General features: G+C 64.0%; 13 protein-coding genes. 1 reads left to right on the top strand and 12 read right to left on the bottom strand.

All coding sequences use genetic code 11. The features are described from left to right. The first annotated feature begins 3 nt into the window (after nucleotides 1-3). Nucleotides 4-822: a 6-phosphogluconolactonase gene (pgl, locus tag AC1DJW_RS08425; protein ID WP_284752778.1), complete on the top strand. Its 819-nt coding sequence runs from the start codon at nucleotides 4-6 to the stop codon at nucleotides 820-822. Here pgl and AC1DJW_RS08420 read toward each other — a convergent pair. From AC1DJW_RS08420 to AC1DJW_RS08365, 12 genes are all read right to left on the bottom strand, one after another. Continuing rightward, on the bottom strand, nucleotides 775-1,170 hold the full coding sequence (locus AC1DJW_RS08420; protein WP_284752777.1) for an RNA polymerase-binding protein RbpA: 396 nt from the start codon (nucleotides 1,168-1,170) through the stop codon (nucleotides 775-777). The two genes, pgl and AC1DJW_RS08420, sit on opposite strands and share 48 nt — an antisense overlap. Before the next feature lie 83 nt (nucleotides 1,171-1,253). Beyond that, on the bottom strand, nucleotides 1,254-1,511 hold the full coding sequence (secG, locus tag AC1DJW_RS08415; RefSeq protein WP_059389278.1) for a preprotein translocase subunit SecG: 258 nt from the start codon (nucleotides 1,509-1,511) through the stop codon (nucleotides 1,254-1,256). Nucleotides 1,512-1,559: 48 nt separating this feature from the next. Continuing rightward, nucleotides 1,560-2,375: a triose-phosphate isomerase gene (gene tpiA, locus AC1DJW_RS08410; RefSeq protein WP_284752776.1), complete on the bottom strand. Its 816-nt coding sequence runs from the start codon at nucleotides 2,373-2,375 to the stop codon at nucleotides 1,560-1,562. Nucleotides 2,376-2,458: 83 nt separating this feature from the next. Then, nucleotides 2,459-3,685 (bottom strand): phosphoglycerate kinase, encoded by a 1,227-nt coding sequence (locus tag AC1DJW_RS08405; RefSeq protein ID WP_284752775.1) that lies wholly within the window; start codon nucleotides 3,683-3,685, stop codon nucleotides 2,459-2,461. Nucleotides 3,686-3,694: 9 nt separating this feature from the next. After that, the gene (gene gap / locus AC1DJW_RS08400) at nucleotides 3,695-4,705 is read right to left on the bottom strand and encodes a type I glyceraldehyde-3-phosphate dehydrogenase (RefSeq protein ID WP_284752774.1); all 1,011 of its coding nucleotides are present in this window, start codon (nucleotides 4,703-4,705) and stop codon (nucleotides 3,695-3,697) included. A gap of 286 nt (nucleotides 4,706-4,991) precedes the next feature. Beyond that, on the bottom strand, nucleotides 4,992-5,615 hold the full coding sequence (locus tag AC1DJW_RS08395) for a superoxide dismutase (protein WP_059389282.1): 624 nt from the start codon (nucleotides 5,613-5,615) through the stop codon (nucleotides 4,992-4,994). Nucleotides 5,616-5,724: 109 nt separating this feature from the next. Continuing rightward, the gene (gene whiA / locus AC1DJW_RS08390) at nucleotides 5,725-6,705 is read right to left on the bottom strand and encodes a DNA-binding protein WhiA (RefSeq protein ID WP_133202987.1); all 981 of its coding nucleotides are present in this window, start codon (nucleotides 6,703-6,705) and stop codon (nucleotides 5,725-5,727) included. Between the two features lie 9 nt (nucleotides 6,706-6,714). Beyond that, nucleotides 6,715-7,731, bottom strand: a complete 1,017-nt coding sequence (locus AC1DJW_RS08385; RefSeq protein WP_284752773.1) for a gluconeogenesis factor YvcK family protein — start codon at nucleotides 7,729-7,731, stop codon at nucleotides 6,715-6,717. Further along, on the bottom strand, nucleotides 7,731-8,654 hold the full coding sequence (gene rapZ / locus AC1DJW_RS08380; RefSeq protein ID WP_284752772.1) for an RNase adapter RapZ: 924 nt from the start codon (nucleotides 8,652-8,654) through the stop codon (nucleotides 7,731-7,733). The genes AC1DJW_RS08385 and rapZ overlap by 1 nt, the downstream gene beginning before the upstream one ends. Before the next feature lie 86 nt (nucleotides 8,655-8,740). Beyond that, complete coding sequence (gene uvrC, locus AC1DJW_RS08375) at nucleotides 8,741-10,741, bottom strand: excinuclease ABC subunit UvrC (RefSeq protein ID WP_476901135.1); 2,001 nt, start codon at nucleotides 10,739-10,741, stop codon at nucleotides 8,741-8,743. Nucleotides 10,742-10,797: 56 nt separating this feature from the next. Further along, complete coding sequence (locus AC1DJW_RS08370) at nucleotides 10,798-11,466, bottom strand: lysophospholipid acyltransferase family protein (RefSeq protein WP_284752770.1); 669 nt, start codon at nucleotides 11,464-11,466, stop codon at nucleotides 10,798-10,800. Then, nucleotides 11,453-12,169, bottom strand: coding sequence for an HAD hydrolase-like protein (locus AC1DJW_RS08365; RefSeq protein ID WP_476901134.1), 717 nt, complete (start codon nucleotides 12,167-12,169; stop codon nucleotides 11,453-11,455). The genes AC1DJW_RS08370 and AC1DJW_RS08365 overlap by 14 nt, the downstream gene beginning before the upstream one ends. Between the last annotated feature and the right edge of the window lie 67 nt (nucleotides 12,170-12,236).

Here is a 12,236-nt window from a genome sequence, read left to right as displayed (position 1 = left end):
CCAGTGAGCGCTGACCCCAGAGTAAGCATCCATCCCGACTCCGCCGTCCTTATGGCCGCGATCGCAGCAAGGCTCATCACCAAGCTGGTGGACGTGCAGGACAAGCACGGCGAAGCCACGGTGGTCCTCACCGGCGGAACCGTGGGTATCGGCACCCTGAAAGCCGTTGCCGACTCGCCCGCGGCGCCCGCCGTTGACTGGTCCCGCGTGAACTTCTGGTGGGGTGACGAGCGCTTCGTCGGCAAGGACAGCACGGACCGCAACACCGTGCAGGCGCATGAGGCACTGCTTTCCAGCCTGCCGGTGGATCCGGCCCGCGTGCACGAACCGGGCTCATCGGACGAGTTCGCCACGGCGGATGACGCCGCAGCGGACTACGCTGCCCGGCTCAAGGCTGCTGCCGAAGCCGAGCACGCCGCGGATACTTCGGACAATCGTCCGGAGGAGGCAGGCGAGTTGCCTCGATTCGACATCCTGTTGCTCGGCGTGGGTCCCGACGCGCACATCGCCTCGCTCTTCCCCGAGCAGGCCGGTATCCGCGTGCAGGACCGCACCGTGGTGGGGGTCGAGAACTCCCCCAAGCCACCGCCGTCGAGGATTTCCCTAACGTTGCCAGCCATCAACTCCGCCCAGGAAATCTGGATGGTTGTGGCAGGCGAGGACAAGGCCGGAGCCGTGGGACTGGCCCTCGCGGGGGCCAACCCGGTCCAGGTTCCCGCTTCCGGCCCTAGTGGCCGGTCGAGGACCCTATGGCTCATCGACGAAAACGCAGCCTCACGTGTCCCCCAGCAGCTCGTCCGCAAGGACCCCGCGGGCGCGTAGCCGCTTGAGCGCTCCGGCCAGGACGATCTCCGCGTCCTGGCTGGAGCGTCTTTCTTTAACGTAATCCAGGTGGCTCTTGAAGACCTCGTCGTCTGCCCGTTCCATCGTGGCCTCGCCCTGTTCGCGGACGGCAATCAGACCGCATTTCGGGCAGTCCCAGCGAAGCGGAATTTGATCTTCCGGAAGCTTAACGAAAACAAGCCGCGTTTCATGTCCCTTGGCGCACCAATAGGGAACACGAATACGCGGCAAGCTTTCGCCGACTACCGAGTCGGGTTGGTTTCTCGGGGCCGATCCAGCTGTGACGCCGGCCCGGGTGCCCCGGAATCCAGAAGTACCATGAACCATCGTCGATCCCCTTAAGAGTTCGGCTGCATGGCGGTGAAGGCCATGCAGCCTAGTCTAGTGGGAGGATCCCGACGACGGCAGTGCTAGGAGTCTCCGCCGGCGGTGAAACGCATGATGAGGCCGAGTCCAATGATCACGACGCCCCAAGTGCAGCCCAAGACGATGGTGAAGCGGTTGAGGTTTCGCTCTGCGACACCTGACGAACTCAACCCCGAGCTCATGCCACCGCCAAACATATCGGACAACCCGCCGCCACGCCCCTTGTGGAGGAGGATGAGCAGCGTCAGCAGAAGGCTGGTAATGCCCAGCAGGATCTGCAGAATGACTTGAAGAACGTCCACGACGGCCTTTCAGAAGAACGGAAAACGGGAGCGGAACCTAAAAACGGACTAAGCCGCGCTGAGGTGGCTCTCGAACCTGACAATGTTAGCAAATTCGGCGGGGTCCAGGCTCGCGCCACCCACCAGCAGACCGTCGACGTCGCTTTCGGCCATGATCGCTGCCGCATTGTTGGCCTTGACCGAACCGCCGTAGAGGAGGCGGGTCTTGGCAGCCACTGCATCGTCGAACAAGGATGCGAGCTCTGAACGGATCGCGGCGCACATCTCCTGCGCGTCTTCGGGACCTGCGACTTCGCCGGTCCCGATGGCCCAGACGGGCTCGTACGCGACAACCAGTTCGCCCGCTTGGTCTGCGGAGAGGCCCTCGACGCCGGCGCGCAGCTGGGCCAGCGTGTGCTCCACGTGGGTGCCGGCCTGGCGGATCTCAAGACCCTCGCCGACACACAGGACCGGGGTGACCTCGTGACGGAAGGCGGCTTTGACCTTCGCGTTCAGCACCTGGTCGTCCTCGTTGTGGATGGTGCGGCGTTCGCTGTGGCCCACCAGGACATAGGCGCAACCAAGCTTGTTGAGGAACTGGCCGGAGATATCGCCGGTGTACGCTCCGGAGTCGAACTGCGAGAGGTCCTGTCCGCCGTAGACTACGTCCAACTCGTCGCCCTGGACGAGGGTCTGCACACCTCGGAGGTCGGTAAACGGCGGGAAGACCGAAACCTCCACCCGGCTGTAGTCGTGCTTGGCGTCGGAGAGGGTCCATGCCAGCTTCTGCAGCAGGGTGATGCCCTGGACATGGTCCATGTTCATCTTCCAGTTGCCGGCAATGAAGGGCTTGCGGATGAAGTTTCCGTTGGCAGAAGTTGTCACGTGTGCTCCAAAGATGCGTTGAGATAGGGAAAGCCGGCGGGGCGCTTGCCTTCAAGGAAGGGCGCCCCGCCGGCCGTGTAGCCTTAGCGGTCCAGAACGCTCAGGCCGGGAAGATCCTTGCCTTCAAGGTATTCCAGGCTGGCGCCGCCGCCGGTGGAAATGTGTCCGAACTGGGAGTCCTCAAAGCCGAGGGTCCGGACGGCCGCGGCGGAGTCGCCGCCGCCAACCACGGTGAATGCCGGTGTCTCGGTCAAAGCCTGGGCGATGGCACGGGTGCCGCCCGAGAAGGCTTCGAATTCGAAGACGCCCATGGGGCCGTTCCAGAACACGGTCTGGGCGGCCTTGATCTGCTCGGCGAAAGCCGCGGCGGATACCGGTCCGATGTCCAGGCCAATCCCGGAGGCGCCGAACGAGCTGTCCTCGATCGCGTCCGCGGCGACCACCTCGTGTTCAGCGTCCGCGGCGAAGCGGCTGGCCACAACCACGTCGGTGGGGATGACGAAGGCGGTACCGGCGTCGGAAGCGCGCTTGAGGTAGTCCTGGACCACGGGGATCTGGTCGGCTTCAAGCAGGCTGCCCGCCACCTTGTGACCGGCCGCCGCGAGGAACGTAAAGAGCATTCCGCCACCGACGAGGATCGTGTCAGCCTTGCCCAGGAGGTTGTCGATCACCGCGAGCTTGTCCGAGACCTTGGAGCCGCCGAGAACCACGACGTACGGGCGCTGGGTGTCCGTGGTGAGCTTGCGCAGAACCTCCACCTCGGTGTGCACGAGGTCCCCTTGGTAGGAAGGGAGCCGGGTGGCGACGTCGTAGACGCTGGCGTGCTTGCGGTGGACAGCGCCGAAGGCGTCATCCACGAAGGCACCGTTGTCGCCGGTCAGCGCCACGAGTTCATCGGCGAAGGCGCCGCGCTCGGCGTCGTCCTTGCTGGTTTCGCGGGCGTCGAAGCGGACGTTCTCCAGGACCAGGACGTCTCCGTCGCCCAGGGACCCGGCCAGCTCCTTGGCGGACTCACCAACGGTGTCTTCCGCGAGCTGGACTTTGAATGGCGCGAGCTCCGCAAGGCGCGCTACTGCGGGCTTGAGCGAATACTTGGCCTCGGGAGAGCCCTTGGGGCGTCCCAGGTGGGCCGTGACGAGCACGCGGGCACCGGCGTCCGAGAGCTTTTCGATGACCGGGAGGGAGGCCTTGATGCGGCCGTCGTCGGTCACTGTAGAGCCGTCGAGCGGCACATTCAGGTCACTTCTGACAAGAATGTACCGCCCGCGGACACCTTCAGCGATCAGTTCGTTGAGGGTGTGAGATGTCATGTGTCTACCCTAGCCCAGCTTGGATGCGACGAGCTCCGTGAGGTCAACGAGGCGGTTGGAGTAGCCCCATTCGTTGTCATACCAGGAAACAACCTTGACCTGGTTGCCGATGACCTTGGTGAGGCCGGAGTCGAAGATCGAAGAAGAGGGGTCGCCGACGATGTCCGAAGAGACGATCGGGTCTGCCGTGTAGCTCAGGATGCCCTTGAACTGCTCGGTCTCCGAAGCTGCCTTGAGTGCAGCGTTGACTTCCTCAACGGTCACTTCGCGGGAAACCGTGACGGTCAGGTCCGTGGCGGAACCCGTGGGGACCGGAACGCGGATGGCGTAGCCGTCCAGCTTGCCCTTGAGCTCCGGAAGGACGAGGCCGATGGCCTTGGCGGCACCCGTGGAGGTGGGGACCATGTTGATCGCTGCGGCGCGGGCACGGCGAAGGTCGCTGTGGGGGCCGTCCTGCAGGTTCTGGTCTGCCGTGTAGGCGTGGACCGTGGTCATGAGGCCGCGCTCGATGCCGAAGGCGTCGTTGACGACCTTGGCCAGCGGACCGAGGCAGTTGGTGGTGCAGGAAGCGTTGGAAATGATGTGGTGTGCTGCGGGGTCGTAGAGCTCGTGGTTGACGCCCATGACGATGGTGATGTCTTCGTCCGAAGCCGGAGCGGAGATCAGGACCTTCTTGGCACCTGCATCGATGTGCTTCTGTGCCGCGGCGGCCTTGGTGAAGAAGCCGGTGGACTCGATGACGATGTCGACGCCCAGTTCGGCCCAGGGGAGGTTCGCAGGATCGCGCTCTGCAAGGACCTTGATGATGTTGCCGTCGACGATGAGGTTGCCCTCTTTGACTTCGACGGACTCGGTCAGGCGGCCGCCGACGGAGTCGTACTTCAAAAGGTGGGCAAGTGCCTCGGGACTCGTGAGGTCGTTGACCGCAACAATTTCGAGGTCTGCACCCTGGGCGAGTGCTGCGCGGAAGTAGTTGCGGCCGATGCGGCCAAAGCCGTTGATACCAATACGGGTGGTCACTATTTCAGTCTCCTTGGTGCTCTTGCAAGCACACCTAGTGAGTCGGATCTTGATTCCAACTAACAATTCCCGCACATCATTGGGCAGAAGTGATTATCAGATCGGAGGGCGACCAGCCACGTTGCTGAAGGCTAACCGCCTTCCGTGACCCATCTTACGTTTAACTACGTCTGCCCCCGCAACTGCGGGGGCAGACAATCCGGTATTTGGGCGAAATTCACCTGAATGTGAAGTTTGTTACATCCCTGTGTATTCCGCGTCACTCACCGATTCGAGGCGGAGTTCCCTAGAGAACGATCAGTCCAGTGGCGTTCGCGCGGGCCGCCTCGAAGCGCTTTGCGACGTCGGCCCAGTTGACGATGTTCCAGAAAGCCTTGACATAGTCAGCCTTGACGTTCACGTAATCCAGGTAGAAAGCGTGCTCCCACATGTCCAGCATGAGCAGGGGCGTGGTGCCCACTGCGACGTTGCCCTGCTGGTCGTAGAGCTGCTCGATGAGGAGGTTGCCGCCGATGGGCTCGTAGGCGAGGAAGCCCCAGCCGGATCCCTGCAGGCCGAGCGCGGCTGCGGAGAACTGTGCACGGAATGCATCGAAGGAGCCGAAGGCGTCGTCGATGGCTGCCGCCAGCTCGCCCTCAGGCTTGTCGCCGCCGTCCGGGGAGATGTTGTTCCAGAAGACGGAGTGGTTGATGTGGCCGCCCGTGTGGAACGCGAGGTCCTTGGAGAGGCGGTTGATGTTGGCGAAGTCGCCCTTGTCGCGGGCCTCGGCCAGCTGGGCCAAAGCGTTGTTGGCGCCTGCTACATAGGCAGCGTGGTGCTTGCTGTGGTGCAGCTCCATGATCTTCGCCGAAATGTGCGGCTCAAGTGCTGCGTAGTCGTAGCCGAGCTCGGGCAGTACGTACTCTGTCACGAAATCCTCCAATGTAGTGGACCGGGGTCCGGTTGGTAACTCTCGTTTTGTTCATCCGACCGGCGAACCGGCCGGAAATCTACACCCTGACGATTCTAGGGCGAGGGCTTTATTCGTCCATCATTTCGGGGGTCACATTTGCCTCGGTGCCCGGGATGCCCAGATCCCCGGCCCGCTTGTCCGCCATGGCCAACAGCCTGCGGATCCTCCCGGCGATGGCGTCCTTGGTCATGGGCGGATCGGCAAGCCGGCCCAGTTCATCGAGGCTGGCCTGCTTGTGCGCCACGCGGAGTTCACCGGCGTACTTAAGGTGGTCCGGAACGTCGTCGCCCAGGATTTCCAAGGCCCTGTCCACCCGGGCGCCGGCCGCGACGGCGGCCTGGGCCGAGCGGCGCAGGTTGGCGTCGTCGAAGTTCGCGAGGCGGTTGGCCGTGGCACGGACTTCCTTCCGCATGCGGCGTTCTTCCCACACCATGAGGGCGTCATGGGCACCCATCCGGGTGAGCAGCGCGGCGATGGTGTCGCCGTCACGGATAACCACGCGATCCACGCCACGCACTTCCCGGGCCTTGGCCTGGATGCCGAGGCGCCGGGCAGCCCCAACCAAGGCAAGCGCAGATTCCGGCCCGGGACACGTGACCTCAAGCGAAGAGGACCGGCCGGGTTCGGTGAGGGAACCGTGAGCCAAGAAGGCGCCGCGCCACACGGCCTCCGCGTCGGACGCCGAACCGTTGACGACGGCGGACGGCAGGCCACGTACGGGCCGTCCGCGGCCATCCAGGAGGCCGGTCTGGCGGGCCAGGGCTTCGCCGTCGCGCACTACGCGGACAACATAGCGGCTACCGCGCCGGAGGCCACCACCGGAGACGACGATGATCTCGCTCTGGTGCCCGTAGACTTCGGCGATCGCGGCGCGCAGCCTTCGTGCAGTGGAGGCGAGATCCACCTCTGCCTCGATGACGATTCGGCCCGAAATGATGTGCAGTCCGCCGGCGAAGCGCAGCATGGCCGAAACTTCGGCCTTGCGGACGGACGACTTCTTGATGTCCAGCCGGGAAAGTTCTTCCTTGACCGATGCGGTCAGTGCCATCGCATGTTCCTAACTATTCCCGAAGATATCGTGATACGCCGATGCCAGACGCAGCGGGTCATGGACTGGACGGCGGCTCGACGCCCCCACTTTACCCAAGACCACCTCCGCACCGATCATCCCGGCAGCCCGTTCGAATTCCTTGAGGTCCGATATCGAGGAGGGATCGGCCAGGACGACGTCCACGCTGAACTCCGGCGCGTAGTGTCGCAAGGCATCCAGATGGTCCGCGGCGGACATCCCGGAGGTTTCCTTGGTGTCCATGGCGAGGTTCATGGTGAGGCAGCGTTTGGCAGGAGTGTCGCACAAGGCCTGGCGCATTTCGGGCAGCAGCAAATGCGGCAACACGGACGTGTACCAGGAGCCGGGACCCAGAATGATCCAGTCCGCGAGCTCGATGGCCGTCAGCGCTTCGATGCAGGCGTGCGCGTCCTCCGGAAAGAGCCTGACGTTTTCGAGGGATCCGGCAACGGCGCACTTGGCCTGGCCCTTGACGGCCTGGAACTCGTACCCACCCCCGGGCAAGGGCACCCTGACGTCACCCTCGATGTTCAGTGGCTGGGTGGACATCGGAAGAACCTGGCCGCGGGCACCTAGGAGCGCGCCCGCCCATTTCAGTCCCGCGACGGCGTCGCCCAGAAGCTCCCAGAGGGTGACAATGAGCAGGTTCCCCATGGCATGGTCGTCCAAGGAACCTTGGCGACCGCTCGGGGTCTTGAAGCGATGCTGCATGACGTCCCGCCAGGTGCGCCCCCAATCCGTGTCGTCACAAAGGGCGCTCAGCGCCATTCGAAGATCGCCGGGCGGAAGGACGCCGTACTCTTCGCGCAGCCGCCCGGAGGATCCGCCGTCGTCGGCAACCGTGACAATCGCGGTGAGCTCCGAGGTCAGCAGCCGCAACGCCGACAATGATGCGGAAAGCCCGTGTCCGCCGCCGAGTGCCACTACTGTGGGGCCTTTGGCAGGTTGGCTGCCTGGGGTGCCCTTCGGTGGAACCAGCGGCAGGGGTCCGGTAAGGACCCCCATTACTCGCGACCCAGATCGCGGTGGCTTGTGGTGACAGTGACGCGAGGATATTGCGCGAGCCGTTTGGAGAGTTCGACGGCGACCGCGACTGAACGGTGCTTGCCGCCTGTGCAACCGACAGCAATGGTGGCGTAGTGCTTGTTTTCCGTCCGATAGCCATCGAGGACAGGCTCCAAGGCAAGGACGTAGCGGTCAACGAAGTCCTTCACGCCCGCGGCCCCCAGCACATAGTCGCTCACATCGGCGTCGAGCCCCGTGTGCGGTCGCAATTGCGGAACCCAGTGCGGGTTGGGGATGAAGCGCGCATCCGCCACGAAGTTGGCGTCCACGGGGAGGCCGTATTTGAAGCCGAAGCTCATGACGTTCAAGCGCAGTGCCACAGGGCCTGTGTCGGTGAAAAGTTCGGTGATGGCTGTCGCCAGTCCGTGGACGTTGTATGTGCTCGTGTCCAGGACGACGTCGGCCGATTCGCGGAGTTCCTTCAGGACGTCGCGTTCCGCCGCGATGCCGTCCAGGATCCGTCCACCGCCTTGGAGCGGGTGCGGGCGGCGGCCCTGCTCAAAGCGCCGTACCAGGACGTTGTCGCTGGCATCGAGGAAGAGGACGCGGAAGGTGATTCCGCTGGCGCTGAGGGCGCCGAGCGCCGTCCTGATATCGGTGAAGAGGCCTTTGCTGCGCACGTCCACGACGACGGCAAGCTTCGGGATGGACTGGGGCGCGTGCGAGACGATTTCCGCCAGCGTGCCCAGCATCTGCGGCGGGAGGTTTTCGACGACGTACCAGCCGTGGTCCTCCAGGGCGTCCGACGCTGTGCTGCGGCCTGCTCCGGACATGCCGGTCACCACCAGCAGTTCCGCTTCGACAGGCTTGACGGGTACGAGACCGTCCTGCTCCGCGCCGGATCCTGCTGTTGGCTCTGACATCAAGTTTCCCCGTTCTGAGATGGTCCAAAGTTTCTGGGATGGTCCAAAGGCGGACCTCTTCAGGAGGGGTCCGCCTATTACCCTAGCTAAGTTTCAAGGATTTCGCCGGTGGTCATGTTCATGGCCGGAGCGGCCTCGCCCGAGGCGCCCGCCGCCGCCAGATGGCTGACGACGGCTTCCGCCAATGCCGGGCCGATCCCCTTCGCGGCTGTGAGTTCGAGTGCCGTCGCTGCCTTGATTTTCTTGAGGGAGCCGAAATGCGCCACGAGCGCCTTCCGTTTTGCTTCGCCGAGGCCGGGAACGCCGTCGAGCGCGGACACCGTCATGGCCTTTCCACGCTTCTGCCGGTGGAAGGTGATGGCGAAACGGTGGGCCTCGTCGCGGATGCGCTGGAGCAAGTAGAGTCCCTGCGAAGTGCGGGGCAGAATCACCGGGAAGTCGCTGTCCGGCAGCCAGACTTCTTCGAGCCGCTTGGCGAGGCCCACGACGTAGACGTCGTCGATCCCCAGTTCCGCGAGTGCCCGCGCGGCCGCATTCACCTGGGGCTGCCCGCCGTCGACGACCACGAGGTTGGGCGGATAGGCGAATCTCGCCTTGGCTCCCGTGAGGGCAGCATCGTCCGACGACGACGGCGGCTCCCCGACACCGGGGTTCGGAACTTCTCCGCTCTTGGGAAGCTGGGCGGATTTATCCTGCAAGTAGTGCCTGAAGCGCCTCGTAAGGACGTCGTGCATCGCAGCGGTATCGTCTGTTGCCGCCGCGCCGGTGATGGAGAACTTCCGGTAGTCGGCCTTCTTGGGGAGGCCGTCCTCCACCACCACCATGGATGCAACCACGTTGGTGCCCTGCACATGGGAAATGTCGTAGCACTCGATCCGGAGCAGCGGCACGGGAAGCTCGAGGGCTTCCTGCAGTTCCTGCAGCGCCTGCGAGCGGACGGTGATATCGCCGGCGCGCCGGACTTTGTGGAGCTTCAGGGCCTGCTCGGCATTTTCTCGGACGGTGGACATGAGGGCGGCCTTGTCACCGCGCTGCGGCACCCGGATATCCACCTTGGCGCCCCTGAGGCCACCGAGCCATTCCAGCAGTTCGTGATGGTTGCTCGGAATCTCCGGCACGAGGACTTCGCGCGGAATACGGCCCTGGTTGTCGCTATCCTCTCCGTAGACCTGTTGCAGCAGGTGCTCGATGAGCTCTGGAGTGGTGGCGTCTTCGACCTTTTCCACGACCCAGCCCCGCTGGCCGCGCACCCGGCCACCCCTGACGTGGAATACCTGCACGGACGCCTCGAGGTCGTCGTCGTGCAGGGCGAAGACGTCCGCGTCGGTGTCTTCGGAAAGCACCACGGCGTTGCGCTCGAACACTTTGCGGAGGGCGATGATGTCATCCCGGAGCCGCGCGGCCCGCTCGTAGTCCAGTTCGGCGACGGCGGCGCCCATGTCCTTTTCGAGGCGGGTGATGAAGCGTTTCGCTTCGCCGCCCATGAACGAGCAGAAGTCTTCGGCGATGGCCCGGTGCTCTTCGGCGGTGACACGCCCGACACACGGGGCCGAGCATTTGTCGATGTAGCCGAGCAAGCATGGCCGGCCACTGGCCTGGGCGCGCTTCAGCACGCCGGGACTGCAGCTACGGACCGGAAAGACCCGCAACAAGGTGTCCATGGTTTCGCGGATGGCGCCGGCCGTATATGGTCCGAAGTAGCGGGTTCCCTTGCGGCGCTCCCCGCGCATGACCTGGACCCGGGGGAGCTTCTCCCCCATGCTCACGGCAAGGTACGGATAAGTCTTGTCATCGCGGAAGACGACGTTGAAGCGGGGCTTGAATTCCTTGATCCAGGTGTATTCGAGCTGAAGCGACTCAAGCTCGCTGCCCACCATGGTCCACTCGACGCTACTGGCCGCGTGCACCATCGCATGCGTCTTCGGCAGCAAGCCCGCAGGGTTGGCGAAGTATGAGTTCAACCGGGAGCGGAGGTTCTTCGCCTTGCCCACGTAGATGACACGGCCGTGTGGATCCCGGAACCGATAGACACCGGGGGTGGTGGGGATTTCTCCCGCCTGGGGTCGATAACTCGCTGGATCTGCCACAGATCCAGTCTAGTAAGGGAAAGACGTCACCCTGTACGCACCGGCTTCGCGGAGAGTTACCCCGCGGATTTGCTCTGGTTGTAGCTGGTGGAACGTTCCTGGCCGCTCAATACCGCAATGGCATCCATGATCTTGTCCGTCACTTCGCGCCGTGCAGGCAGGGAATGGTCGGGGCCTGTCTTCTCGAAGTACAGCGGCTCGCCCACCTTCATGGTGAAATGCTGCGGGCGGACAGTGTTGCGGTCCACCGGCTGCAGCTTGTCCGTGCCGATAAGGCCAACCGGCACGACGGGTGCCCCCGTGGTCAGGGCAAGCCAGCCGACCCCGGTGCGCCCGCGGTACAGCAAGCCGTCGCGGGAGCGGGTCCCCTCCGGATAGATGCCGATGCCCCGGCCGTTCTCCAGGATGTCCAGGAGGGTCTTGAGGGCCTGCACACTGGCCGCCTGCTCTCCGCGTTCCACCGGAATGGATCCGACAGCCTCGAAGAACGCCTTCATCGCGCGGCCTTTGAAGCCTTTGGTGGTGAAGTACTCGGCCTTGGCGAAGAAGCCCACCGGGCGCGGCATCAAGGCCTGGACAATCACGCTGTCCAGAAAGGACAAATGGTTCGGGGCCACAATGAAGGGCCCTTCCTTGGGCACGTTTTCCAGCCCGATGACCGTGGGCCGGCAGGTGCTGGAAATCAGTCCGCGCGTGGTCCAGCGGATGACATCAAAGGCTTCCATCGTTCTGCACCTCGCTCAGGGCCGCCGCGCGGACAGCGTCAAGTTCTTCGATCTTCTTCAGCAGCTGCTCCGCGGTGTCCACGACGGCGACGGCGCCTGCCTCCTGAAGTTCGCCGTCGGGCGCAAATCCCCAACTGACCCCGATGCAGTCAAGGCCATTGGCCATCGCACCGGCAACATCCTGATGGCGGTCCCCGACCATCACCGCGGGCTGGGAACGCAACGTGGCCAGCGCCGCACCAACAATTGCCACTTTGCCCGGAGCTGTGTTGGCGGCCATTGATTCATCGTCCGCGGCACCGCAAATGGAAGCAAAGAAATCGGCAATGCCGTGGTGCTCCAACACGACGTGCGCCAAGCCCTGGGGTTTCTGGGTGGCCACGGCAACCGGCCGCCGCGACTCCGCGAAGAACTCCAGGAGCTCACGGATACCGGGATAGAGCCGGCTTTGGCCGATTCCCACAGAACGGTAGTAACCACGGTAAAGGCCAATGACTTCGTCGACTTTTGCCGCGGGAACCCCGGCAATGTGCTCCAGGGAGTCGCTGAGCTTGGGCCCGACCATGGAGTCCAGCACTGCTTGTTCCGGGACACGGAGGCCCATTTCGCGCAGGGCCGCGGCGATGCCGCCGGTTATGCCACCTGCAGGATCGACAAGGGTGCCGTCCAGATCAAAGATTACGGGCACCATTGTTTGAGTCACCGGGTTAGTTTCTCACGAGTTGAGGCATGCCTGAAACTCACATGCCGGCCAGGGAATACTTCGGCTT

This window comes from Arthrobacter sp. 05L417, from assembly GCF_056397865.1.
The sequence above is the reverse complement of the archived record's forward strand: the minus strand, read 5'-3'. Positions and strand labels throughout refer to the sequence as shown.

Excerpts from the sequence above, each read along its gene's own strand:
- AC1DJW_RS08420 (WP_284752777.1), bottom strand. The coding sequence starts at position 1,170 with ATGGTTCATGGTACTTCTGGATTCCGGGGCACCCGGGCCGGCGTCACA.
- AC1DJW_RS08405 (WP_284752775.1), bottom strand. The coding sequence starts at position 3,685 with ATGACATCTCACACCCTCAACGAACTGATCGCTGAAGGTGTCCGCGGG.
- whiA (WP_133202987.1), bottom strand. The coding sequence starts at position 6,705 with ATGGCACTGACCGCATCGGTCAAGGAAGAACTTTCCCGGCTGGACATC.
- AC1DJW_RS08385 (WP_284752773.1), bottom strand. The coding sequence starts at position 7,731 with ATGGGGGTCCTTACCGGACCCCTGCCGCTGGTTCCACCGAAGGGCACC.
- rapZ (WP_284752772.1), bottom strand. The coding sequence starts at position 8,654 with ATGTCAGAGCCAACAGCAGGATCCGGCGCGGAGCAGGACGGTCTCGTA.
- AC1DJW_RS08370 (WP_284752770.1), bottom strand. The coding sequence starts at position 11,466 with ATGGAAGCCTTTGATGTCATCCGCTGGACCACGCGCGGACTGATTTCC.